Consider the following 23,050-nt stretch of genomic DNA (forward strand, 5'->3'; position numbering starts at 1 on the left):
TCCTTGGAGAATTAAGGTGCGAATCGGGTAAAAACGAAATCGTGGTTCTGCACGCGCGCCTGGTGGCAGGCGAAGCAGGTCTGGTGTTGCGCCTCGTCGGCGGGCTTGCCGTTGATGAAACGACCGAAACCCCAGCCGCCAGTGGCGGCGTAGCGCTTGGAGTCCTTGACCATGACCTGCACGGTGGTCGCCGTGCCGGGAATGGAGGCCGGTTCGAACTCTGGGGACTGGACGTGTTTCCAGGCCAGCTTCACCAGCACCGTGCCGTCGGGGAACGGCAGCGTTGCATCCTGATAGGCCTTGATCGCCGGGTCGTTGCCCAACACCGCCCGCAGCTCATCCAGCGGCGCTGCTTCCTGGGCGGGGGCCACCAGGGGCCATGTGCGATAGCCTTCCGGCAGCGTCACGCCGTAGATCGGTGAGGCCTCGCCGCCACTGCCAGCCAGGGCGAGGTCCGTGGCCGTCAAGGTCACTGCGGCCAGCACGGCGGGCAATAGGCTCAGGTAGTTGAGCTTCATCATCGCACTCCCTTCACAAATGATCGGCGTCGATCACAGCCTGGGCGAAGGCTTGCGGGGCCTCCTGGGGCAAGTTGTGGCCGATGCCACCGCTGATCAGGCGATATTCGTACTTGCCGGTGAAACGCTTGGCATAGGCCTCGGCCGGTGGATGCGGCGCGCCGTTGGCATCGCCTTCCAGGGTGATGGTCGGCACGTGGATCGATGGAAAGGTCGCCAGCTTCTTCTCCAGCTTGTCGTACTTGGCTTCGCCCTTGACCAGGCCCAGGCGCCAGCGATAGTTGAAGATGGACACAGCGACGTGATCCGGATTCTGCAACGCGGCGGCGCTGCGATCGTAGGTGGCGTCGTCGAAGTTCCACTTCGGCGAGGCCAGTTTCCAGATCAACTTGGCAAAGTCGTGGGTGTTTTTCTCGTAGCCCAGGCGACCGCGCTCCGTGGCGAAGTAGAACTGATACCACCACTGCAATTCGGCGGCTGGCGGCAATGGCGTCTTGCCGGCCTCCTGGCTGCCGATCAGGTAGCCACTGACGGCCACCAGCGCCTTGACCCGCTCTGGCCAGAGGGCTGCGACGATATCGGCGGTGCGTGCGCCCCAGTCATAACCGCCGAGCACGGCCTGCTTGATGTTCAGCGCATCCATGAAATCGATCAGGTCGCTGGCCAGCGCAGAAGGCTGGCCGTTGCGCAGGGTCTTGGCCGACAGGAAACGCGTGTCGCCATAACCTCGGGCATACGGGATCAGTACCCGATAGCCCTTCTCGGCCAGCGCCGGCGCGACGTCGGCGTAACTGTGAATGTCATAGGGCCAACCGTGCAGCAGAATCACCACCGGCCCATCGGCGGGACCGACCTCGGCGTAGGCTACGTCCAGCAGGCCTGCCTTGACGTGCTTCAACGGGCCGAACGACGTCTGGCTGCCCGGCGTAATGGCGCCGACGGTGCTGGCCGGCACCTCGGCGGCGCGTACCGGCGTCGAGGCGAGCCCCAGCGCCCCCAATTGCACCATGGCGAACACCAGCATCGACGGTGCGAACAGGCGCCGAGGGCGTGGCGTGGCGGTGCGTTTCGAAAAAGTCATGTCCATGCTGAATCTCCTTGAGTCAAATGGCTGGCAGGCCTGGCGATCGTTGCCGCTACTGATCGCTGCCCGCACACGCGGTAAGCCCGCGAGACGGCGGTTGCTGTCTCGACGGTTCGCATTTGACGCCGGCCAGGTATCGCGGATGTGTCAGCGATGGCCGTAAACGAAACAACGCGTATCTGCTGACGGCCGGGATACATGGAGATACATTTGTGGACATTCGTCGCTGCAGAAGGGATTGCACCAGGCCATCATTTTTTTCCTGGCCGGCCTTTGCTCTATGATGTCCAGCGTCTCCCTTCCCTGATTGATGGAACCCCCATGACTTTCGATTTCGACCCGGTGTTCGAGCGCCACGGTACCGGTAGCACCAAATGGAGCCGCTACCCGGCCGATGTGTTGCCGATGTGGGTGGCCGATATGGATTTTCCCGCACCGCCGGTGATCATCGACGCGCTGCACAAGCGCCTCGAACATCCGATGCTTGGCTACAGCGTGGCCCAGGACAACCTGCGGGCTGCGGTAGTGGCCGATCTGTGGAGCAAATACGCCTGGCGCGTCGAGCCGCAGCAGATCGTGTTCCTGCCCGGCGTGGAACCGGGATTCAACATGGCCCTGCATGCCCTGGTGGAACCCCGGCAGAACGTCGTGGTTCAAGTGCCCAACTACCCGCCGCTGCGCAATGCGCCGGGCCACTGGCAATTGAACAAGGTCGAACTGCCGTTCACCCCGGCCGGCGGTGAATTCCAGACACCCCTGGCTGCCCTGCGCGAGGCGCTGCAAGGGGGCGGCGCGCTGCTGTTGAGCAATCCCCACAACCCGTTGGGCAAGGTGTTCGGCCGCGAAGAATTGCAGGCGGTGGCGGACATTTGCCTGGAGCAGGATGCCTGGATCATTTCCGACGAGATCCACGCCGAACTGTGTTTCGACGGCCGGGTGCACATCCCGACCGCCTCCCTCAGCCCGCAGATCGCCGAACGCACCATCACCCTGATGTCCGCCAGCAAGGCCTACAACATCGCCGGGCTGAAGACGTCGTTCGCCATCATCCAGAACGCCAAGGTCCGCGAGCGGGTCAACAATGCCCGGGCCGGCATGGTCGATAGCGTCAATGCCCTCGGCCTCGAAGCGACCCGGGCCGCCTACAGCGAAGCGGGCCCGTGGCTGGAGGCGTTAAAGGCTTACCTGCAAGCCAACCGCGACTACCTGGTCGATGCGGTGAACACTCGTCTGCCGGGCATCACCATGACCGTGCCCCAGGGTACTTACCTGGCCTGGCTGGATTGCTCGGGCCTAGGGTTGGACGATCCCCACGGTTTCTTCCTGGAGCACGCCAAGGTCGGGCTGAGCGCCGGCCTGGATTTTGGCGATGAGGCTGGGCAGTTCGTGCGCCTGAACTTCGGCTGCCCACGGGCGTTGCTGGAAGAAGGTATCGCCCGCATGGAGCGCAGCCTGAAGGCCAGGGGCTGATCCATCTGACCGGGCCCCTCTTCACACGTTTGGCGTTGTCTGGGCAGGCCTCATCGCGAGCAAGCTTTGCTCCCACAGGTTTGTAGCTTAACTGACTGGCATCAAGCTACTTACCCACCTTCTTCATACCAATACGCCGGCGCATCTCGGCGGTGATGCCCTGGCGGGTTTTCTTCAAATCCGCCCAGGGCCCGTGGCCAACTTCCGCCAGGCGCTCATGGACGTTGTGCACGTTCCACAGGTTCGCGCCCTTAAGCTCGGCCACTTCTTCGCGAAAGATCGGCACCGACACCGGCAACCCTTCGCGGGTGCGGGCGGCGTAGGCGCAGATGGTGGTGGCGCCCAGGCCATTGCGCAGGTAGTCGATGAATATCCGCCCTACCCGGTTTTTCGGCCCGGACACCGCCGAGAAGCGGTCCGGCACCAGCTTGGCCATGTGGCTGACAATCGCATGGCTGAAGCCCTTGACCTCGTCCCAGCCCAATTTGCGTGTCAACGGCACCACCACGTGGATACCTTTGCCGCCGCTGGTCTTGAGAAAGGCCTTGAGCCCCAGTTCATCGAGCACCGATAGCGTGAGTTGGGTCGCTTCGACCATGCTTTTCCAAGGCAATGCCGGGTCCGGGTCGAGGTCGAGGACGAAGCGGTCAGGCTTGTCCAGGTCGACCGTCGTGGCGTTCCAAGTGTGCAGCTCCACGGCGCTCATCTGCACCGCACCGATCAGCGCCTCGGGGTTGTTGATGATCATCACCGGATGCCCGGTGACGGACTTGTCCAGGCGGGTGATGCCGGGAATCGCCAGGCGCTCGGCGTTTTTCTGGAAGAACAGCTCACCGGCGATGCCATCCGGAGCCCGCACCAGCGCCACCGGACGCTCCGCCAGCTCCGGCAGGATGAATTCGGCAACGCTGGCATAGTAATCGGCCAGTTGCCGCTTGGTGGTGCCGCTGCTGGCGTCGATGACCCGGTCCGGGTGGGTGATGCGGACCTTGCCGCGCCGCTTAGGCACCAGGGTGCGGTCGCTGAGCACGCTGTCCGGCTCAGCCTGCACCACGTCATATTCGCTTTCCGGGCGGGCCGCTTCGTCCTGGTGCTTGATCAAGAACCACTGTTCCTGCCTGCCGGGCATGTGGGTGCGCACCAGATTCCACAGGCCACTGAGTTTCTCGCCTTGCAGCTCGAACTTGAGCCGGCCTTTTTCATAAGCCTCGTGGGGATCGCCCTGGGGAATCCACACACCGCGATCCCACACAATCACATCTCCGGCGCCGTAATGCCCTTCGGGAATAGTGCCCTCGAACGTCGCGTAATCCAGCGGATGGTCCTCCACATGCACCGCCAGGCGCTTGGCCTTGGGATCCAGGCACGGTCCCTTGGGCACCGCCCAACTCTTGAGCGCGCCATCGAGTTCCAGGCGAAAGTCGTAATGCAGCCGCGAGGCGTCGTGCTTCTGGATGCAGAACTGCAAGGCGTGGGCCGTCTTCGTCGAGCGGCCCCGGCGCTTTGCCGGCGGCTCCGCGGTGGCGGAAAAATCCCGCATGCGGTTGTAATCATCGAGGGTCTTGCTAACCATCAGACACCTGCGGCTTGTTGCAGCGTCGGATCAGCCACCGGCATGCCGGCGGTTTCCGACAGCAATTGATCCACCACACGGCTCAAGGCCTGTTGGGTTGAATCACCCAACAGGCCTTGCTCGTAGAGGACGATTTGCCGATCGGCGCTGGTGCCCTCCTGCACAATCCGTCGGGCCTGCTTGAACACGTCCTGGGCGCCCAGCTCGGCGGCGGTTTCGCCGAACGTCTGTTCCGCCAGGGTGAGCCATTCGCCGATCAACATCGGCTGTACCTGCCCCTCGGCGATAAACTCGGCCAGGATCCCGTGGCGCTTGGCCCGCCAGCGGTTTTCCTTGAGGATCCAGTAGGACATCGGACTGTAGTGGGCACCGGGCTGGGGGTGGGCAATGGCGTAGGCCACCATTACGCGAAACAGCGAGACCAGGCACAAAGCGTCTTCCACCCGCGGGCAGGCGTCGCAGATCCGCAGCTCCAACGTAGGATAGTGCGACGAAGGCCGCAGGATCCACCAGCAATCGCTGGCCTGGCGAATGGAGCCGGTGCGCATGAGCAGGTCGACGTAACTGGAAAATGCCGCTTCGTCCGGGAAGTACTCGGGCACGCCCATGCGTGGCCACTCATCGCAGGCCGTCTGGCGGTAGCTGCTGAACCCACTGTAGGCGCCGTTCCAGAACGGCGATGAGGTACTGAGCGCCAACAACATCGGCAACCAGGGCAGGAGTTCATTCATGACCCGCACCCGATCGCGGTCCACTGGCACCTCCACGTGCACGTGTAGGCCCGACAGGACGCTACGCCGCGCCACCCGTTGGTAATCATCGAACAACTGCTGGAAATGCAGTTCGTCCGTGGGTTGCAGGTCCGGGGTGGCCATCGGGTGCGAGCCGGCGCTCAACAGGCCCAGTCCATGGGGCGCCAGGCGTCGTACCAGGCCACTTCGTACCTGGGCCAAGTAATCGGTGGCCTCAGCCATGTTGCTGAAGATGGGCGACGCCATCTCGACCTGGCATTGGAACATTTCATGGGCATAGTGCTTGCCCAACTCGGCCCGGCAGGCCGCCACCACCGCCTCGGACGGGTGCGCGGGCATGCAGCGGGTTTGCAGGTCGGTGATGAAATATTCCTCTTCAATACCGAATTTCAGACGCCTGTTCATCGATGTTCCCTCCGATACCCGCGCCGATACGCGTCACGACCAACGCGACAACGGCGATCCTTTCCACGTCCTGGTAGCCCGGGGTGAGCAGCTCTTCGCCAAACACATCGGGGGCCAATTCCTTGTAGGTCCAGCCAAACTCCGACGAGTGCGCCCGGGATCCCGCAACCCGACCGTATGGCTGTGGCAGCGGGCGCTGAGTCAGTACGTCTCTCCTTTTGCAGAGCGCTTGCAGCGGCGAAAAATTCCCTTGGATTGAAAAGTGCGCGGATAAACGGGGCGCGCGCAACCGAAGGGCCGGTGTTTACTTCATCGTCTGGCCGATGATTTGTACCAGGTCGATCTGCTTGAAGGGTTTGGTCAACCGGGGCAATTGCGTGGCGAAACCTTCCAGGCGTTCGGCGTAACCGGTAGCGAGGACGATCGGCAGGCTCGGTTGGCGGTCACGCAGCAGTTTTGCCAGATGCGCGCCATCCATTTGCGGCATGGCCATGTCGGTGATCACCATATCAATGCCCGGGTTGTGTTCATAGGTTTCCAGGGCCTGCACACCTGACGAGGCACACAGGACGCGGTGTCCCAAATCCTCGAGCAACAGCCGGGTGGAGGTCAGCACCAGGCTGTCGTCATCGACGACCAATACCAGCAGCTCGTTGACCGACGGTGCCGTCGCTTGCGCTGAGGGCACTTTGCCCGGCGTCGAACTCATTGCCACCGGCAGCCACAACTCGGCACGGGTGCCGACCCCTTTGCGGCTCTTGAGCACCAGGCGCCCGCCCAACTGCTCGGCCAGGCCATGCACCATGGACAGCCCCAGCCCCGTGCCCTTGCCGACGCCCTTGGTGGTGAAAAACGGATCCACGGCCGAGGCCAGCGTCGCTTCATCCATGCCCTCGCCTTCGTCGGTGATCGACAGGCAGACATAGCGCCCCGGCAGCATCGACGCGTCCGGCCCCAATTCGTCGCCCTGGCGCTCCCGGGCCGCGATCTCGATCCGTCCACCCTGGGGCATGGCATCGCGGGCATTGGTCGCCAGGTTGAGGATTGCCAGTTCCAGTTGATTGACGTCGGCCAGTACCGGCGACAGCGGTTCGGTGAAGTGCGCCTGGATATCGATCGAAGGCCCCATGGAGCTTTGCAGCAAGCCGCTGATGCCCTGGACCAGCCTCGACAACTCGACCGATTCGGCGGCCAGTTTCTGCCGGCGGGCAAAGGCCAGCATCCGCTGGGTCAGGTAAACGCCGCGCTGGGCACCCTGGGTCGCGTTGTCGAGCAACTGGGCGAGCTTGGGGTCCGCCGGCAGGCGCTTGCGCACGATTTCCAGGTTGCCGAGGATCACCGTCAGCAGGTTATTGAAGTCGTGGGCGATGCCGCCGGTGAGCTGGCCGATGGCTTGCAGCTTCTGGGACTGGAACAGCGCTTCGCGGGCTTGTTCAAGGGCCAGTTTGGCCTGGGTAGCATCGGTGATGTCGCGGGTGATCTTGGCGAAACCCAACAAGGTGCCGGTGTCGCTGCGAATGGCATCGATGACCACATGGGCCATGAACCGCGTGCCGTCCTTGCGCACCCGCCAGCCCTCGCCTTCGAATCGGCCCTCGCGCACGGCGGTGTCCAGCGCCTGTTGCGGCAAGCCGGCGGCGCGGTCCTGTTCGGTGTAGAAGCGGGAAAAATGCTGACCGAGGATCTCGGACTCTTCATAGCCCTTCAAGCGCCGTGCACCGGAGTTCCAACTGGTGATGATGCCCGAGGGGTCGGTCATGTAGATGGCGTAGTCAACCACGGCGTCGATGAGCAGGCGAAAGCGCTGTTCTTCGTTGAAACGGGTGGTCTTGCGTTGATTCTCAAGCATGGTGGCCGACGCATCCGTGTGATTTTTTTTGCAGTATGGAACAAGTCCTCCAACAGGAGAACGCGGGCCGCCCAGTGGAGGCTGTCACGGATAGGTTGAAAGTATCGCCGCCATCGCGAGCAAGCTTTGCTCCCACAGGGATCCAAGGCGAATGCGAGTTCTCTGAACACCCGCAAAACCACTGTGGGAGCAAAGCTTGCTCGCGATGGGCTGCCAAGCAGCCTGCCTATTTTCAGGCTGATTCGAGTGTTTCCTGTCGGATCGACCACCACCGCGGCAGCAATCGCTGCACTTTCGTCTCGCCGAAGCGGTCGTCGATCAGCATCACCACGCCGCGATCCTGCTGGGTGCGGATGACTCTGCCTGCGGCCTGCACGACTTTTTGCAACCCCGGGTACAGGTAGGTGTAATCGTAGCCATCGCCGAAAATCGCGGCCATGCGCTGTTTCATCTGCTCGTTGACCGGGTTGAACTGCGCCAGCCCCAGCGTGGCGATGAACGCGCCGATCAACCGTGCGCCCGGCAAGTCGATCCCTTCGCCGAACGCACCGCCCAGCACCGCAAAACCAATGCCCTGGCTGTGTTCCGTGAATCGCTCGAGAAACGCCTGCCGAGGGGCTTCGCCCATGCCGCGTGATTGCGTCCAGATATCGATCTGCGGATGTCGCTCGCTAAACAGCGCGGCCACTTGCTGCAAGTAATCGAAGCTGCTGAAAAACGCCAGGTAGTTGCCCGGGCACTCGCTGAACTGGCGGGCCATCAACGCCACGATGGGTTCCAGGGAAGCCTGGCGATGGACAAACCGGGTGGAGATCCGGCTGACGATGCGCACATCCAGCTGTTCGGCCTGGAACGGCGACTCGACATCGATCCACACAGTGTCCGCCGGCGTGCCCAACAGGTCGGCGTAGTAATGCCGTGGACTCAACGTGGCGGAAAACAGCACGCTGGCGCGGGAAGCGGTGAACCTGGGTCGCAGGAAAGCGGCCGGTACCACGTTGCGCAGGCACAACGTGGACGCGCGGCGCTGGCGACCGTATTCACGTTTGTGGATGTCGAACAGGTAGTGCTCATCGAACGACTCCGCCACCCGGCCAAACTGCAAGGCGTCGAAGTAGAACGCCTGCAACTCGCCATCCAGGCCTTGGGGATGATCGTTGAGGTAATCGCCGATGGCCGTGGTGCACAGGGCCAATGCCTGAAGCAGTTTTTCCGGCGGTTTTTCATAGGCCTGATAGGCCGCGACCTGGGATTCATGCAGGGCCTTCCATTGACGATTGACCCGCCGCAAAGACTTCTTCAGCGGCTCGGGAGCGCTTTTTTGCAGCATCGCCAGGGACGCCTGATCGAGCGTCGCGCTGTACATCTGCCGGCCGCGCTCCACCAGATTGTGGGCTTCGTCCACCAGGGTCGCGACCCGCCAACCGTTGAACTGGGCCAGGCCAAAGAGCAAGGCACTGAAATCAAAGTAATAGTTGTAGTCCGCCACGACCACATCGGCCCACCGGGCCATTTCCTGGCTGAGGTAATACGAGCAGACCCCATGGGCCAGGGCAATGGCGCGCAACGCCGCTTGATCGAGCAGCGTCACTTGGCTCGCCGCCGCGCGGGCCTGGGGCAGACGATCATAGAAACCACGGGCCAACGGACAGGCGTCGCCATGGCAGGCTTTGTCCGGATGCTCACAGGCCTTGTCCCGGGCCACCATCTCCAGCACCCGCAACGGCATCGTCGGCGCGCTGTCGCTGATCACCCGGGCGGCATCCAGCGCCAACTGGCGCCCCGGGGTTTTCGCCGTGAGGAAGAACACCTTGTCCAACTGTTGGGGTGCCAGGGCCTTGAGCATCGGAAACAGCGTACCGACGGTCTTGCCGATGCCCGTCGGCGCCTGGGCCATCAGGCAGCGTCCGGTGCTGATGGCCTTGAACACTGACTCGGCCAGGTGCCGCTGTCCCGGGCGGAATCCGGCATGGGGAAATGCCAGCGCCCGGGCGCCGAGGTTACGCGCCTGGCGGTGGGACATTTCCTGTTCGGCCCAGGCCAGGAACAACGCACACTGTTCTTCGAAGAACAGCCGCAATTGCGCCGCTTCGAAGCCTTGCGTCAGGCAGGTTTCCTTTTCGCTGACAATGTCGAAATACACCAGCGTCACGTCGATGCGGGGCAACTGCAACTGCTGGCACATCAGCCAGCCGTAGATTTTTGCCTGGGCCCAATGCAACTGGCGGTGGTTGGCCGGTTGCTTGGAAAGGTCGCCCCGGTAGGTCTTCACCTCTTCCAGGCAGTTGCGGACCGGATCGTAGCCATCGGCCCGGCCTTTGACCTTCAACTGCTGGTAGCGGCCCTCCAGGCTCACTTCGGCCTGATACCCCTCACTGCGCCTCGACGCCACGGTGCGATGGCCGACGATGCCTTCCAGGGCCGAGGGAGACGGCGTGAAGCGCAGGTCGAGATCGCCCGTCTTGGCGGTGAACTCACACAGCGCCCGCACCGCAATGCTGTAGCCGGCAGCCTCGGTCATGCGCCCTGCTCCGCGCTCGTCTCGGCCCACTGCACGTAGCAGACGGCAACCGGCATCTGGTGTTCCTGGCAGAACTCCAGCCAGCGCAGTTGATTGTCTTGCAGGCGATCACCTGGCCCCTTCACCTCGATCATGCGGTAGGTCTTGTCTTGCGGCCAGAACTGGATCAGGTCCGGCATCCCGGCGCGATTGGCCTTGATATCCAGCAGCAGGCGCTCGAACCAGTGCCGCAGGTGCCGGGCTGGCAGGCATTCGAGGGCTTGCTCCAGCAGTTCCTCGGACAACGCGCCCCAAAACACGAACGGCGACTGCACGCCCCACTTTTCCCCGTAGCGGCGGGTGATGGTGGCCCGATAGCCGCCATCTTCCAGTTCCGCCAGGCATGCCGCGAACAGGTCAGCGCGCCGGGCATGGAAGTCCTCATGGAGCAGGTCCACCGGCCCGCGCTGGAACGGGTGGAAAAACGCCCCGGGCAAGGGCGCGAAAATCGCCGGCCAGCACAACAGGCCGAACAGTGAATTGACCAGGCTGTTCTCGACGTAATGCACGGGCGCCCGTTCGTCGTGCAGATGAGCCTGGACGTGGTACTCAACCGACAGGCTCGGATCGACGCGGCGCAAGTGCAGGTCCAACCGTTCCACGTCCCGGGCCATGGCGCGCCGCACGGCTGGTCCACCCAGCTTGCGCCGCAGCCGGGGCACGATCCGGAGCAACGCCTGGGTCTCGGCGGCACTTTGTGGCGATTGTGCCGCCATTTCACCCAATTCGAGGGCCAAGGCGTACTCACCCATGCGCTCCAGCACACGAATCATCCGCAGCCGTGCCCCCGGGTACGTGCAATCGCGATAGATACCCAGCGCCAGGGCGAAATCACCGATGCGCTCGCCGTGCTGGCCGATCTGGAACAGCAGTTTGCCCCGGCGCCGCTCCAGCCAGGGGTTGTCCAGGACCTGCCCGTTGACGTCGGCCACGACCTGCGCCGCCGGTTCCCCGGCTTCGAAACGCTGCTGGCAGGCATGCAGGAACAGGTAGGCATCGACGTCCTCGCGGCTGCGCAGGCCGCGGGACTGGTCGCTGAACTCAACGGATTCATAGGTAAAGATGCCCAGGTCTGCGAGGACGAACTCAGACCAGTCCTGGTAGAGGTTGCCGAAAAACATCAACCGCAAGCGGTCGCACAAATCCATGATCGTCAGGCTGTACAGGCGATCCTCTAGCTGCGGGCACCACACCTTGAACGGCTGTGGTTGGCTGAAGCTTTTCGCCAGGGCCTCGAGCCATTGGCTCTTCTTCGCCCGAGGCTGTTCGATCAAGTGGCCCAGGCACAGGAGGATTTCCTCCTTGAGCAGGACCTGGAACAGTTCCTCCACCCCCAAAGGCGCGTGCTCTTCGACCCACCCCAGGGCCAGCAACGGTTCGACGGCACGGGCAATCTCGCCGATTTCGCCATAGCGCAGCTTGCTATGGCGAAACCGCAAGCCCTTGCGCATGACCATCCGCACCAGCAAGCCCTGGGATGGCAGAGGCAGCGCGGCGAAATGCTCGACGAAGCGCTGCTCTTCGACGCTCAGCACGTCGGCATAACGCTGGGTCAACCAGGCGAGCACCTGCTGGAAATTGTTGAGATAGTAGAGAGGATCGTCGAGAGGATTGGCTGTCACAGAAGAAGCGCCAAGGATGTCGAAATACTGGTTATGCGTACAGATAACAGCTAGGACGGGGTCAGGCAACAGCAAAAGATGAACGGTCCCCTATATTTAAAGTGAAATCCTGCGGGCGGCGCTGAACTTTCCTACGGCAAGCGAGACCAATGGCGATTAACTAAGTGATGGCGCGGTCGAATCAGTTGGCCGGTGCCCTTTTGATTGAGAGGTTATGGTTATGAACATCAGGTTTCTCAGCCTGCCCCTGGTCGCTGCGACATTCCTGGCCCTGGCCGGGTGCGCCTCGCCGACCGTAGTGACCTTGCAGAACGGCACCCAGTATTTGACCAAGGACATCCCCAACACCCGCACCTCCGATGGCTTCTACGAATTCGAAGACATTTCCGGCAAGAAAGTCCGCGTTCGTGCCGACGATGTGGCGACCATTCGCAAGGAAGACTGAAGCAAGCAACGTAAGCCGCTCTGGGAGCCAAGTTCCCTCACCCCAGGGGTCTGTTCAAGGCTTGGATGTGGGGTGGCGGCAAGATTCATCGCGAGCAAGCTTTGCTCCCACAGCGGTTTGGGAGCTCACAGATCTGGTATTCACCTTGGATCCTGTGGGAGCAAAGCTTGCTCGCGATTGCGTCGGCCCAGACACTCTGAGCTAAGGTAGCTCCTTACGCCCACACACTTCCCTCAGGCAACCGCGAAACCAGCGATGCGCCGGGTCGGCGTCCATCCGTGGGTGCCACAGCATGGCGATCGTGAATTCAGGCACCGGAAACGGCAGTGCGAAGCTGTACATGCCCGCTCGCAAGCTGGCGGTGTAGCGTGCGGGAACGGTGGCGATCAGGTCGCTGGACCGGGCAAGCCCGAGTGCGGAGGAAAAGCCCGGCACGGTGGTGATGACCTCCCGGGACAGGTTCATCGACTCCATGGCCAAGTCAAACGGCCCCTGATCGAGACCGCGCATGGAAATGCCGATATGCCGGCCCGCCGCGTACCGGACCGCGCTCATCTCGCCCTCGCACAGCAAGTGCCCTGCGCGCACCACGCCGACGAAGCGGTCGACGAACAACGCCTGGGTCCGCAGCTCGGGGCTGGTGTCCTGGTCCACTACGGCTGTTTCCAGATCCACGGTGCCCTCCCGCAGTGCCGTGCTGTCCTTGTTGGTTTTCTCCACGAAACGCAGCCGCACGCCGGGCGCCTGCTCGTTGATCCGGGCAATCAGATCAATGGCGAAGTTTTCCACGAACCCCTCGCGGGTGCGCAAGGTGAAGGTTCGCTTCAGTCGCCCCAGGTCCGGCGCCTGCACAGGGCGCAGCACGGCCTGGACATCCTGCACCAGTTGGCTGACCTGCTCGCGCAACGCCATCGCCCGCGGCGTCGGTACCAATCCACGCCCTGCCCGCACCAGCAGCGGATCGCCGGTGGTTTCGCGTAAGCGCGCCAAGGCACGGCTCATGGCCGAGGGGCTGAGTCGCAGCCGTCGCGCGGCACCGGCCACGCTGCCTTCAGCCAGCAGTACATCAAGGGTGATGAGTAGGTTGAGATCGGGTGAGGACATGAGCATGGGCCTTATAGATGGCGTTACGTGCAGCTATAACCTGCAAATGCTGCGTCTTCCGCCATGTTAGCCCCAGGCGTAACGTTCTGACAGTTGCATTTTTCAGCGCTGCCAGAGCGCGAGGACGCCATGAAACCCACTCCTACACCACAAAACGCACCGACAACCCTGAACGCCCCCTGCGGGGCATTGGCCAGCCTGGCACTCTCGACCCTGCTGGCTTCGCTGGGCGCCAGCATCACCTCGGTGGGCCTGCCCGCGCTGGCCCAGGCGTTCGATGCTTCGTTCCAGCAGGTGCAATGGGTGGTGCTCGCTTATCTGCTGGCCATCACCACACTGATCGTCAGTGTCGGTCGGCTGGGCGACCTGTGGGGACGTCGCAAGCTGTTGCTGGCCGGCATCGCCCTATTCACGCTCGCCTCGGCCTTATGCGCAGGGGCACCCACGCTGGGATGGCTGGCGGCGGGCCGCGCCGTGCAAGGCGTCGGGGCGGCCGTGATGATGACGCTGACCCTGGCGCTGGTGGGCGAGACGGTCGCGAAAGAAAAAACCGGTAACGCCATGGGCCTGCTGGGCACATTATCGGCGGTCGGCACTGCCTTGGGCCCGTCCCTGGGGGGCGCGTTGGTCACCGGGTTCGGTTGGCCTGCGTTGTTCTTGATCAACATTCCGCTCGGGCTGCTGACTTTACTGCTGGCCTGGCGCGCGCTGCCCAAGGGCCCCGCGCCGACGGTGGTCCAAGGCTCGCGCTTCGACATCACCGGCACGTTGCTGCTGGCCGGCACGCTGGCCGCTTATGCCCTGGCCATGACCCTGGGACACGGAGCATTCGGCTGGCCGCAAATCGCCTTGCTGCTGGGCGCGATCCTGGGAGCCGGGTTGTTCGTCCTCGCTCAGGGTCGGGTGGCGTCGCCGTTGATTGCGCTGGCGGTGTTCAATAATCGGTCGCTGGTGTCGGGCCTGATCACCAGCGCGATGGTGGCAACAGTGATGATGGCGACGTTACTGGTCGGTCCATTCTATTTGTCCATTACCCTCGGACTGCCCGCAGCACTCGTCGGCCTGACGCTGGCGACGGGCCCAGGCGTCGCGGCGCTGGCCGCAATGCCCGCCGGACGCCTGGCGGATCGGTTCGGCCAGGAGCGGATGCGCGTCGTCGGGCTGGCGATCATGGTTGCTGGCAGCCTGATGCTGTCGCTGCTGTCGCCGGCACTGGGCTTGGGCGGTTACATCACGGCGATCGTGACCACCACTCTGGGCTACGTGCTCTTCCAGACGGCCAATAACACCGCGGTCATGATCAACGTCGTGCCCCATCAGCGAGGCGTCATTGCCGGGCTGCTCAATCTGTCGCGCAATCTTGGCCTCTTTACCGGCGCCGCCCTGCTGGGTGCGGTGTTCGCTGCCGCCGTGGCGACGAAAGACATCTCCCGTGCCACGCCCGAGGCCGTTGCCAATGGCCTGCAAGTGACCTTCATCGTGGCCCTGGCGCTGCTGTTTCTCGCCCTGTTGGTGGCCTTCACATGCCGTGAACCGGCGTCACGGGTCGACCCGCAGGACACTGCCCTCGAAAGATGATGGCCCTTAACCAGCAGTGCCTAAGTCGTGATGCAGATCAAAAAAAGTGAACCAATCGCCAAACGGCCTGAAAAAAGCCATATGACTTTCATTTTCAGGTGCTATTTTTAGTTCTCACTGGTAGAGCCATGAAGGCTCTTCCTTCCTGATATGAGCAAATGGAAGCGCTTGATGATGAAGGCGGGCAACAGATGAATAGAGGATCTTTCAGCAAGGTTACGTTTCCCAACGCCTGCCAGTTGATGCGCTGGCATTTTCATCCCATGGGGTTTGAGGCGAGCATGGACGCGCCGGGCAGCATGGTCGCCCGACTGTTCGACCGTGCCAGCGGTGAAACCATGATCGCGATCGCCGGCATCCCCTGCGCGACCGTGATGAACGCCCCTGACGTTGAGCGAATCATCGAAGCAGTGGAAGCCGAGCTGGAAGCTTTTGTACCGCCGGTGGGTTTGCGACGATTTGCTTCCTGATGAAAAAGCCCACATCCGTGGGCTTTTTTGTGCGCGCTGGCTTTTACCCGCCCACAGTCTTGCCATGGCGGGACTGGCGGTGGTCGGCAAAGAACACCTGGCCCGTGCCGATACGGTCCGAGGCCTTGGGCCCATTGGCAGATTGGGCGTCCTGGCCGTCGACATACCAATAGCAATGTTGCACGGCGCGGGTGATGCCCACGTAGGCCAGGCGCAGGATCTCGTCCTTTTGGGCCGTATCGTAGGGATCCATGTCACGTTCCTGCCCCAACCCGGCCATTCGATAGACCTGGTTCTTGTAGGGTGACCGGGTCAGGTGCTGACAATCGCCCAGCAAGAACACCGCATCGGCCTGGAGTCCCTTGGCACTGTGATAGGTCATCTGTCGCAGGCGCCGCGCCTCGTACGGCAAGCTAGAATCTACATTAACTTTTGACTGAATAAGCTTTTCTATCAATAATTTATCAGAGCTTCTTCGATACAACATCAAGACTGAATCGCCCTGGCGATAATGCTCCTCCAACCGTCGCGCTAACCCTTCGTCGTCCCGATCCAGCACGTGGACCGGGCTGGGTTGGCGAGGCGCGCCCGCGGCCTTGGCTTTTTTCCCTGGAATAGCCGCAGCCGTACGGACCACGTGTTCAGCCGCGTCGATGATGTACTGGTGGCTGCGGTAGTTGTCCGTGAGCATCACCCGAGTCGTCGATGGCGATGGGAATTGTTGGTTGAACCCCATGAAAAAGCTAGGCGAACTGCCACGCCAGCCATAGATCGATTGCCAATCGTCTCCCACGCAGAGCAAGGACGAGCGCTGCGCGCCACGCCCCACATGCAACGCCGGCCCGCGCCGACGCACTTCCTGCAGGCTCGCGCGCAACCAGGAAACGATCTGCGGCGAAACGTCCTGGAATTCGTCGATCATCAAGTGCGACATGGGTCTGAGGAGCGCATCGCCCAGCAATTTGAAGTTTTCCGGCGAATGCTCGCTGAACAGCGCGAACATGCGGTTGTAGGTCATGATCGGTGGCGACTGATCGAGCAGATGGTCTTCGAATGCCCGCCAATAACGGCTAAGGGCTTCGAAGAAATACCGATCGGGGTCACTTTGGGCGAAGGACATCTGCCCGACGGCCTGCGGCACATCCAGGCCAAGGTTCTCGATAAAGCCGGCGGCCAGCACAAAGCAGTCGAGCAAAGGCGCCGACGCCAGTTCACCTTGAACCTTGTAGTCGAACCCGGGCCCGGCACTGGCGTCTCCGGCCAGGGAGGCCAAGACGCGCTTCGACGACTCATAACTATCCAGCCATATCAATGGCTTACGGCAGAAAGCTTGAAACAACGTGCGCTTTACCGCCCATTCCGCACGGATGCTCAGTTTGGCGCCGGAGCGACTGAGCCGGCCATCTTCCTCGGGATCGAAGCCCAGCATGACCCAGGCGTCCAACGCCGCAATATAACCATGGCAATGGAACGTCGAACCGTTGATTTCGAACCGCTGGCGCCTTGGCTCGATGCCTTTGATTGGCCAGGCGCCAGCGCGACGCCAGAGGCCTTCGATGCTGTCGCACAACTCCTCGTCGCGCTGGGCAGCCAGTTCGGTCACAGCCACGCGCTTTTGCACATCCGGATGATCGCGCTCCAGTTCCTTGAGTTGCAGTGCGTGGCGGGATAATAGCTGGATCAGCTCACAAAACCGCTCATCGCGCTGGTAAAGCACGCGATAGCAGGCATTGAGTTGCTGGCGCTGGGCATCGTTGATCCGCAAATCGAAAGGGCTGCTGTCGAGCTCCGCATCGCCAGGCCCTGTGCGATGGCTCAGGGTTTCAAATGCCTGGAGCCGCTCCAGGCCGGGCAGGCTGCGCACCATCGGCAAGAGGCGCGAATGAAAGGTTCGCACCAGGTCACGCGCTTGCTGGAGGCTGAGGGTGTGCCCCCACAGAGCAAACACCTCGATCAGCTTGAGGATGAAGTCTTTGCGTGACTCCCGGGTAAATGTCACCACGGTCATCGAGTCCAGCTCGAACCCCAGGTAATGAACCAGCAACACGATACGCAGCACCAGCGTGGTGGATTTGCCCGCTCCCGCACCGGCGACCACCGAGGTAGAAGGCGTGTCGCTGAGGATCATCTTCCATTGCGCAGCACTGGGCTGTGCAGACGGCGGCAGCAGGCGCGCGACATCAGTCTTCACACGCTTCTTCAACTCCGCCGTCAACGGCAGGCGCCAGTCATCGAACAACAAGTCGTCGACTTGGGGGGCCGGATGTTCGGTACTGCGCGAGTCACGAATCAACAGGACCTGACGCCCCTCTTCCAGCCCTTCGGCCTTGCCTTCCTTATAGCCGTAGTCGAAGCCTGCGGTATGCCCGCTGCGAAAACCATCGGCCTGACCGTGCAGCCAGGACGCCCGGTGCTGGGCGCGCAGGCGCGTCAGGCCATGGCCGAAGAATCGGGCAGCCAGGCGCTTGAGCAGCGACATATGGGCCAGGGGTAAAAGCTCGGGGGGTAGATCGGGAGTGGGTGACGACACGCTGGGACTCCGGGGCTTTGAATCATCCCGGCTATGGTGTCTAAATTTGCCTTCGGGTTCCACCCAAAAGCTTTTAAGTCATGGATTTAGGCGATGAAGTGAATGTGTTGTCGCAGAAATGCAACCTGGCCGCCAGCCATGGCGAGGGACCGGTCCCTCGCCATGGCGACAGTCATTTGCCGCTGATGGCCGCGTCCACCAGTGCCTGGGCCTCACCCACCAGTTGCTTGAGGTGGTCATCGCCGATGAAGCTCTCGGCGTAGATCTTGTAGATGTCCTCGGTGCCCGATGGACGCGCCGCGAACCAGCCGTTCTCGGTCATGACCTTCAAGCCGCCAATGGCCTGGTCGTTTCCAGGCGCATGGCTGAGGATGCCCTGGATCTTTTCCCCAGCCAGTTCGGTGGACGCAACCTGATCCGGCGACAATTTGCTCAACAGCGCCTTCTGCTGCGGGCTGGCCTTGGCATCGACGCGTACCGAGAACGGCTCGCCCAGTTCGTCGGTCAGGGCGCGGTAAGCCTGGCTTGGATCGCGACCGCTGCGAGCGGTCATTTCAGCCGCCAGCAATGCCGGGATCAGGCCATCCTTGTCGGTGCTCCAGACGCTGCCGTCCTTGCGCAGGAACGAAGCACCCGCACTCTCTTCGCCGCCAAAGCCCAGGGAGCCGTCGAACAGGCCGTCGGCAAACCACTTGAAGCCCACCGGTACCTCGTAGAGGCGACGGCCGAGGCGACGGGTCACTCGATCGATCAGGCCGCTACTGACCACGGTCTTGCCCACGGCAGCATCGGCGCGCCATTGCGGACGGTTCTGGAACAGGTAATCGATGGACACCGCCAGATAGTTGTTCGGCGCCAGCAAGCCGCCGGACGGCGTCACGATGCCATGACGATCATGGTCCGGGTCGCAGGCGAAGGCCACGTCGAAACGCTCCTTCAAGCCGATCAGCCCTTGCATGGCGTGGCTGGACGACGGGTCCATGCGGATCTGCCCGTCCCAGTCGACGGTCATGAAGCGAAAGGTCGAATCCACCTCGGTGTTGACCACGTCCAGGTCCAGGCGGTAATGCTCGGCAATGGCGGGCCAGTAGCGCACGCCCGCACCGCCCAACGGGTCGACGCCCAGGCGCAGGCCGGCATTGCGGATAGCGTCGAAGTCGATGACGTTGATCAGGTCCGCCACGTAGGTGTTGACGTAGTCATGGCGGTGGGTGGTGTCCGCCTTCAATGCCTGTTCGTAGCTGATGCGCTTGACGCCCGCCAACTGGTTGGCCAGCAGCTCGTTGGCCTTGGCTTCGATCCACTTGGTGATATGGGTGTCGGCCGGGCCACCGTTGGTGGGGTTGTATTTGTAGCCACCGCTTTGCGGCGGGTTGTGGGACGGGGTGATGACGATGCCGTCCGCCAGGCCGCTGGTACGACCCCGGTTGTAGCAGAGGATGGCATGGGAAACCGCTGGCGTCGGCGTGTATTCATCGCCTTCGGCGATCATCACGGTCACGCCATTGGCGGCGAAGACCTCCAGCGCGCTGGCACCGGCCGGCGTCGACAATGCATGGGTATCAATCCCCACGAACAGCGGTCCGGTAATGCCCTGGGCTTCGCGGTACAGGCAGATCGCCTGACTGATGGCCAGCACGTGCCACTCGTTGAACCCCAGGTCGAAGGAACTGCCCCGGTGGCCCGAGGTGCCGAATGCGACACGTTGAGTCGCCACCGAAGCATCGGGCCGGCCGGTGTAATAGGCCGTCACCAGTCGCGGGATATCGATCAACAACGCTGCCGGTGCCGGCTTGCCCGCAAATGGACTGACTGTCATGCAAAACCTCTGGATGGAGTGGCTCGGGAAATGGGATGCAGTTTACTGACAGTTCGACCGTGACGCGATGGGTTCGATCCATGAGCCCCATCACGACGGTTCGAGCCGCAAGGCATCACCCAGCGTGCAGAGTGCCGCCTCCAGGTCGTCGGCGCTCGCCGAGGCATGGGTTAGACGCAAGTGCTGCATGTACAACCCCTGGAGGCTGAACAATTCCCCCGGCGCGACGGCAATGCGCTGGGCCAGCAGGCGATGGAAGACCCGGCGCAGGTCGACCCGGCGCGATGAGCGCATCCAGATCGTCGCGCCGCCCTGGGGCTCGACCCATCGGAGGCTGTCTCCCAGCCGCTCCTGCAGCAATTGGGTGGTCGACACCGCGCTTTCCCGCAGCAAACGCCGCAACACCAGCAAGTGCTGGTCGATCCGCCCGTTGCCGTAAAGGCGAGCAATGGCTTTCTGGCGAATTGGCGAGAGACGGAACGCACGCAGCAGGAAATGTCGCTGCAGATGCAAGGTCAACTGGCGCGACAGGACGTAACCGTACGGCGCTTCAGGGCCGATGGTCTTGTCCAGCGAGGAATAGACGATCAACCGATCCGGATCGAGCAGGTCCCTGAACGGCGTAACCCCTGTCGCGAAGGCCAAGTCCGTGTAGCTGTCGTTCTCCAATACCCGGGTGCCGTATCGATCCAACAGTTGCGCGACGGCACGGCGGTTGTCTTCGGGGACGACAGTCCCCCTTGGCATGTTCAGCACCGAGGACAGCAGTACCAGGCGGACCGCTTCGCTCTGCAGCAGTCGTTCCAGTTGCCCGGTGTCGATCCCGCCATCCGCCAGCAGTGGCAACTCGATGACCCGGACATCGGCCACCTGCAACAGGCGCAAGACCGACCAGTCGCAGGGCGATTCGATCAGTACCACCGCGTCCTTGAGCCCCAGCACGGCGATCAGGATCTCCAGCACGCCGCGCAGGTCGGCCCCGACATAGACGTCATCGGCGTTCCAGCAGCGGGCCGGCGAACAGGTGTAACGCGCCGCCAGGGCCGCGCGCAGTTCCAGCTCCCCCCAGGGTTGCAAGGGCGTCTGCGCAGGGCGCGGATACTGGCGCAGCAGCTCACGCTCCAGCAGCAACAGCGGGCTGTCCAAGGGCTGGATCGACGCCGGCTCATCGGCACTGAGCACCCGCATGCCAGGGCGCCGCGCACTGACATACAAGGTTTCGAGCAAATCGTCGCCGCCATCCAGGGGCGCAACGCTGGGCACCGGCAGCGCGTAGTAGCCGGACTTGGCAACCGAGTACACCCGCCCTTCCTTTTCCAGCAACGAGTAGGCGTACTGGATGGTGGAAATCGACACACTCAACCGTTCGGCCAGTTGCCGCAACGATGGCAGGCGCACCCGGGCATCGGCCCCCAGCTCGTTGATCAGGGTTGTCAGGTAACGATAGACCGCCTGATAGGCGAAGGGAGTCCCGCGACCGTCTTTCATGGCGCCAGGCCACGGTGCACAACGGTCAGGTATGGGCTAGGCAAATCCGTCAAGCCACGCTCCTCAATGCCTGGCCGAACGTTCACGCAGGCTATCGGCGCCCTGCCCGGTTTCCACGGCTGACTCATCCTCGGCGGGCTGCGGATCGGCTCCCGCCGCGACCTCCTGTTCCGGACGCGCAGCACTGGCCTGGTACATGTTGCTCAGCGTCTCGACGGCTAGGCCACTGACCTCGACCATCCATTGCGCCACCTGATCGGCGACGGCGGCGCCTTGCAGGGCCTTGTGCAGGTCGGGCATCGCCACCAGCATGCCGGGATGACAGCAACGCAGGAAATGCTCCAGGCGCGCGCCTTGCTCGACGAAGGGAGAGAACAACATGCAGACCAATTGCGTTTCGTTGAGGCCCAAGGTCTTCTGCGCCTCGATGGCCGCCCGGGCGCGGTGCTCGGGGATCGAGGACTGTGAGCCATACAAAGCCCGGGCCTGCTGGCAGGCATGTTCCGACAATTGCTTGCGATGGATGACCATGATGGCCCGCTGCACGTAGTCCCCATACCCTGCCTCATAACTGCGCCCTTGCAGGTACCAGGCTTGCAGGCCATGCAGGTGGGCCAGCAACAGCGGGTTGACGTACTCGTTCTCCGGTGCCGATGGAATCAGGTTTTCGGCCTGTATCCCCAGAAACTCGTTGAATAGTGGCCAGTTGGTGCCTTCCGAGCGGTCGACCATCAAGTCGTCGATGCCAATATGCCCCACCCGACGGCGGGCTTCGAAACTACCCTCGGGCTTCCACGTTCCCAGTTGCGAGCCATACATGTGCCGGTAGAGGTCAGCGCCCAGGTTATCAAGATGGGCGAAAAGCGTCTCGAAGCCACTCGGGGCATCGCTGGCCAGGCCGAGCTTGCGGGCCGCCCGTTGAAGGCCGGACATGAATTGTTTTTGCTGGCGCGGCTTATCGTTGCTGACCAGCGAATCCACCCCCGCCCCCCAACGGGCCATGTGTCGGTAGAACTCCGCCATCGTCAGGTAGCCATCATCGCCAACCTCCAGCAGGCTGTCCCCGCGACGAAGGTGACCCAGGAGCAGCATATCCATGCGATTGGCCTCGAGCCCCGCCGCCGACAACGGCTGGCGGTGATTGAACGGCACAATCTCGCGGTTATCCGACATCAGCAGTTCCACCCGCGGATCGTCGTAGACGAACAACGCGTTGTAGCAACGATGGATGTTTTCCAAGGTGGCCTGGGTCGTCTCGCTCAAGCGCGGCGTAGCAACACGCAAGGTGAACGTCACCGGGTGCCGGCCGGCGATGCTCAACTGCGCGGCCCGCAAGGCGGTCAGTACGTAGAAGCCATCGCGCCCGCCGTTCTGGACCGTCAGCACACGATAATCGCCAATCCGTTCGATGCCTCCGGCGGCGATAATCAGACGTTGGATCAAAAGCTGCAACGCGGTACGTTCCGCCCTGGAATAAAAACCGGACAGCCGTTGCAACACCTGTTGATATACGTGAGTCATTGCCTGCTCATGAATTGCACTCATAGCCATTTACCTGGAAATTCATATATCGGCGTCGCACCCGCGTCAATGCTGTGCGACGTATCGGTCTAGAGGGGAAGTTCTAGTACTGCAGAGAGTATTGGCAATACTTTCAAACTTTGCTCGCTGTAATTATTTGACACATCTGCCGGAGCATTGGCCTACCTTCCCGCCCTTCTGGCCCGAAAGCCGCGCAATCATTGGGCCTCGCTGATTCCATGGAGCGTCCTAGGAGAATTCT

The 23,050-nt window shown here is 62.5% G+C and carries 16 protein-coding genes and 1 pseudogene; 4 read left to right on the forward strand and 13 right to left on the reverse strand.

All coding sequences use genetic code 11. The features are described from left to right. Window positions 1-11: 11 nt before the first annotated feature. Together N4Q37_RS04585 and N4Q37_RS04590 are read right to left on the reverse strand one after the other, a co-directional pair. Window positions 12-518, reverse strand: coding sequence for a cytochrome P460 family protein (locus tag N4Q37_RS04585; RefSeq protein ID WP_260955717.1), 507 nt, complete (start codon window positions 516-518; stop codon window positions 12-14). Window positions 519-531: 13 nt separating this feature from the next. After that, on the reverse strand, window positions 532-1,605 hold the full coding sequence (locus N4Q37_RS04590) for an alpha/beta fold hydrolase (RefSeq protein ID WP_390897890.1): 1,074 nt from the start codon (window positions 1,603-1,605) through the stop codon (window positions 532-534). Between the two features lie 318 nt (window positions 1,606-1,923). Here N4Q37_RS04590 and N4Q37_RS04595 point away from each other — a divergent pair, with 318 nt between their 5' ends. Then, window positions 1,924-3,072 carry a MalY/PatB family protein gene (locus N4Q37_RS04595; protein WP_260955718.1) on the forward strand — a complete coding sequence of 383 codons (1,149 nt, stop codon included), beginning with the start codon at window positions 1,924-1,926 and terminating at the stop codon, window positions 3,070-3,072. Window positions 3,073-3,178: 106 nt separating this feature from the next. Here the strand turns inward: N4Q37_RS04595 and ligD are convergent, their stop codons facing one another. From ligD to N4Q37_RS04625, 6 genes and pseudogenes are all read right to left on the reverse strand, one after another. Continuing rightward, window positions 3,179-4,645 carry a non-homologous end-joining DNA ligase gene (gene ligD, locus N4Q37_RS04600; RefSeq protein WP_260955719.1) on the reverse strand — a complete coding sequence of 489 codons (1,467 nt, stop codon included), beginning with the start codon at window positions 4,643-4,645 and terminating at the stop codon, window positions 3,179-3,181. After that, entirely contained in the window at window positions 4,645-5,802 is a 1,158-nt protein-coding gene (locus tag N4Q37_RS04605; protein ID WP_260955720.1) for a carboxylate-amine ligase, read from the reverse strand. The genes ligD and N4Q37_RS04605 overlap by 1 nt, the downstream gene beginning before the upstream one ends. Continuing rightward, window positions 5,774-5,950: pseudogene (locus N4Q37_RS04610) on the reverse strand (SAM-dependent methyltransferase); the annotation flags it as partial. The gene N4Q37_RS04605 and the pseudogene N4Q37_RS04610, both read right to left, overlap by 29 nt. Window positions 5,951-6,106: 156 nt before the next feature. Beyond that, window positions 6,107-7,651 carry an ATP-binding protein gene (locus tag N4Q37_RS04615; protein WP_260955721.1) on the reverse strand — a complete coding sequence of 515 codons (1,545 nt, stop codon included), beginning with the start codon at window positions 7,649-7,651 and terminating at the stop codon, window positions 6,107-6,109. 232 nt (window positions 7,652-7,883) lie between these two features. Further along, window positions 7,884-10,172, reverse strand: a complete 2,289-nt coding sequence (locus N4Q37_RS04620) for an ATP-dependent DNA helicase (RefSeq protein ID WP_260955722.1) — start codon at window positions 10,170-10,172, stop codon at window positions 7,884-7,886. After that, a complete protein-coding gene (locus N4Q37_RS04625) occupies window positions 10,169-11,833 on the reverse strand; it encodes a VRR-NUC domain-containing protein (protein WP_260955723.1) in 1,665 nt (554 codons plus the stop codon). The genes N4Q37_RS04620 and N4Q37_RS04625 overlap by 4 nt, the downstream gene beginning before the upstream one ends. Before the next feature lie 220 nt (window positions 11,834-12,053). On the opposite strand from N4Q37_RS04625, the gene N4Q37_RS04630 reads away from it, so the two are divergent. Next, the gene (locus N4Q37_RS04630) at window positions 12,054-12,278 is read left to right on the forward strand and encodes a YgdI/YgdR family lipoprotein (protein ID WP_260955724.1); all 225 of its coding nucleotides are present in this window, start codon (window positions 12,054-12,056) and stop codon (window positions 12,276-12,278) included. Between the two features lie 201 nt (window positions 12,279-12,479). On the opposite strand, the gene N4Q37_RS04635 is transcribed toward N4Q37_RS04630, so the two are convergent. After that, window positions 12,480-13,382 carry a LysR family transcriptional regulator gene (locus N4Q37_RS04635; protein ID WP_260955725.1) on the reverse strand — a complete coding sequence of 301 codons (903 nt, stop codon included), beginning with the start codon at window positions 13,380-13,382 and terminating at the stop codon, window positions 12,480-12,482. 129 nt (window positions 13,383-13,511) lie between these two features. Here N4Q37_RS04635 and N4Q37_RS04640 point away from each other — a divergent pair, with 129 nt between their 5' ends. Continuing rightward, window positions 13,512-14,960 (forward strand): MFS transporter, encoded by a 1,449-nt coding sequence (locus N4Q37_RS04640; protein ID WP_260955726.1) that lies wholly within the window; start codon window positions 13,512-13,514, stop codon window positions 14,958-14,960. A 191-nt stretch (window positions 14,961-15,151) separates the two neighbouring features. Next, complete coding sequence (locus N4Q37_RS04645; protein ID WP_047226440.1) at window positions 15,152-15,430, forward strand: DUF1652 domain-containing protein; 279 nt, start codon at window positions 15,152-15,154, stop codon at window positions 15,428-15,430. 43 nt (window positions 15,431-15,473) lie between these two features. Here N4Q37_RS04645 and N4Q37_RS04650 read toward each other — a convergent pair whose 3' ends face one another. The 4 genes from N4Q37_RS04650 to N4Q37_RS04665 form a co-directional block, all read right to left on the reverse strand. Continuing rightward, complete coding sequence (locus N4Q37_RS04650) at window positions 15,474-17,960, reverse strand: UvrD-helicase domain-containing protein (RefSeq protein ID WP_260955727.1); 2,487 nt, start codon at window positions 17,958-17,960, stop codon at window positions 15,474-15,476. 172 nt (window positions 17,961-18,132) lie between these two features. Further along, window positions 18,133-19,779, reverse strand: a complete 1,647-nt coding sequence (gene pgm, locus N4Q37_RS04655; protein ID WP_260955728.1) for a phosphoglucomutase (alpha-D-glucose-1,6-bisphosphate-dependent) — start codon at window positions 19,777-19,779, stop codon at window positions 18,133-18,135. Between the two features lie 90 nt (window positions 19,780-19,869). Next, window positions 19,870-21,267: an aminotransferase-like domain-containing protein gene (locus tag N4Q37_RS04660; RefSeq protein WP_260955729.1), complete on the reverse strand. Its 1,398-nt coding sequence runs from the start codon at window positions 21,265-21,267 to the stop codon at window positions 19,870-19,872. 63 nt (window positions 21,268-21,330) lie between these two features. After that, a complete protein-coding gene (locus tag N4Q37_RS04665) occupies window positions 21,331-22,812 on the reverse strand; it encodes a hypothetical protein (RefSeq protein ID WP_390897891.1) in 1,482 nt (493 codons plus the stop codon). Window positions 22,813-23,050 lie beyond the last annotated feature (238 nt).

It is taken from the genome of Pseudomonas citri (assembly GCF_025336485.1).
In the GTDB taxonomy this organism is placed as follows: domain Bacteria; phylum Pseudomonadota; class Gammaproteobacteria; order Pseudomonadales; family Pseudomonadaceae; genus Aquipseudomonas; species Aquipseudomonas citri.

What these genes read in the sequence shown, in the direction of transcription:
- pgm (WP_260955728.1), bottom strand. Translation starts at nt 19,779, where the DNA reads ATGACAGTCAGTCCATTTGCGGGCAAGCCGGCACCGGCAGCGTTGTTG.
- N4Q37_RS04585 (WP_260955717.1), bottom strand. Translation starts at nt 518, where the DNA reads ATGAAGCTCAACTACCTGAGCCTATTGCCCGCCGTGCTGGCCGCAGTG.
- N4Q37_RS04630 (WP_260955724.1), top strand. Translation starts at nt 12,054, where the DNA reads ATGAACATCAGGTTTCTCAGCCTGCCCCTGGTCGCTGCGACATTCCTG.
- N4Q37_RS04640 (WP_260955726.1), top strand. Translation starts at nt 13,512, where the DNA reads ATGAAACCCACTCCTACACCACAAAACGCACCGACAACCCTGAACGCC.
- N4Q37_RS04665 (WP_390897891.1), bottom strand. Translation starts at nt 22,812, where the DNA reads ATGAGTGCAATTCATGAGCAGGCAATGACTCACGTATATCAACAGGTG.
- N4Q37_RS04660 (WP_260955729.1), bottom strand. Translation starts at nt 21,267, where the DNA reads ATGAAAGACGGTCGCGGGACTCCCTTCGCCTATCAGGCGGTCTATCGT.
- N4Q37_RS04615 (WP_260955721.1), bottom strand. Translation starts at nt 7,651, where the DNA reads ATGCTTGAGAATCAACGCAAGACCACCCGTTTCAACGAAGAACAGCGC.
- N4Q37_RS04605 (WP_260955720.1), bottom strand. Translation starts at nt 5,802, where the DNA reads ATGAACAGGCGTCTGAAATTCGGTATTGAAGAGGAATATTTCATCACC.
- N4Q37_RS04635 (WP_260955725.1), bottom strand. Translation starts at nt 13,382, where the DNA reads ATGTCCTCACCCGATCTCAACCTACTCATCACCCTTGATGTACTGCTG.
- ligD (WP_260955719.1), bottom strand. Translation starts at nt 4,645, where the DNA reads ATGGTTAGCAAGACCCTCGATGATTACAACCGCATGCGGGATTTTTCC.
- N4Q37_RS04645 (WP_047226440.1), top strand. Translation starts at nt 15,152, where the DNA reads ATGAATAGAGGATCTTTCAGCAAGGTTACGTTTCCCAACGCCTGCCAG.
- N4Q37_RS04590 (WP_390897890.1), bottom strand. Translation starts at nt 1,605, where the DNA reads ATGGACATGACTTTTTCGAAACGCACCGCCACGCCACGCCCTCGGCGC.
- N4Q37_RS04620 (WP_260955722.1), bottom strand. Translation starts at nt 10,172, where the DNA reads ATGACCGAGGCTGCCGGCTACAGCATTGCGGTGCGGGCGCTGTGTGAG.
- N4Q37_RS04595 (WP_260955718.1), top strand. Translation starts at nt 1,924, where the DNA reads ATGACTTTCGATTTCGACCCGGTGTTCGAGCGCCACGGTACCGGTAGC.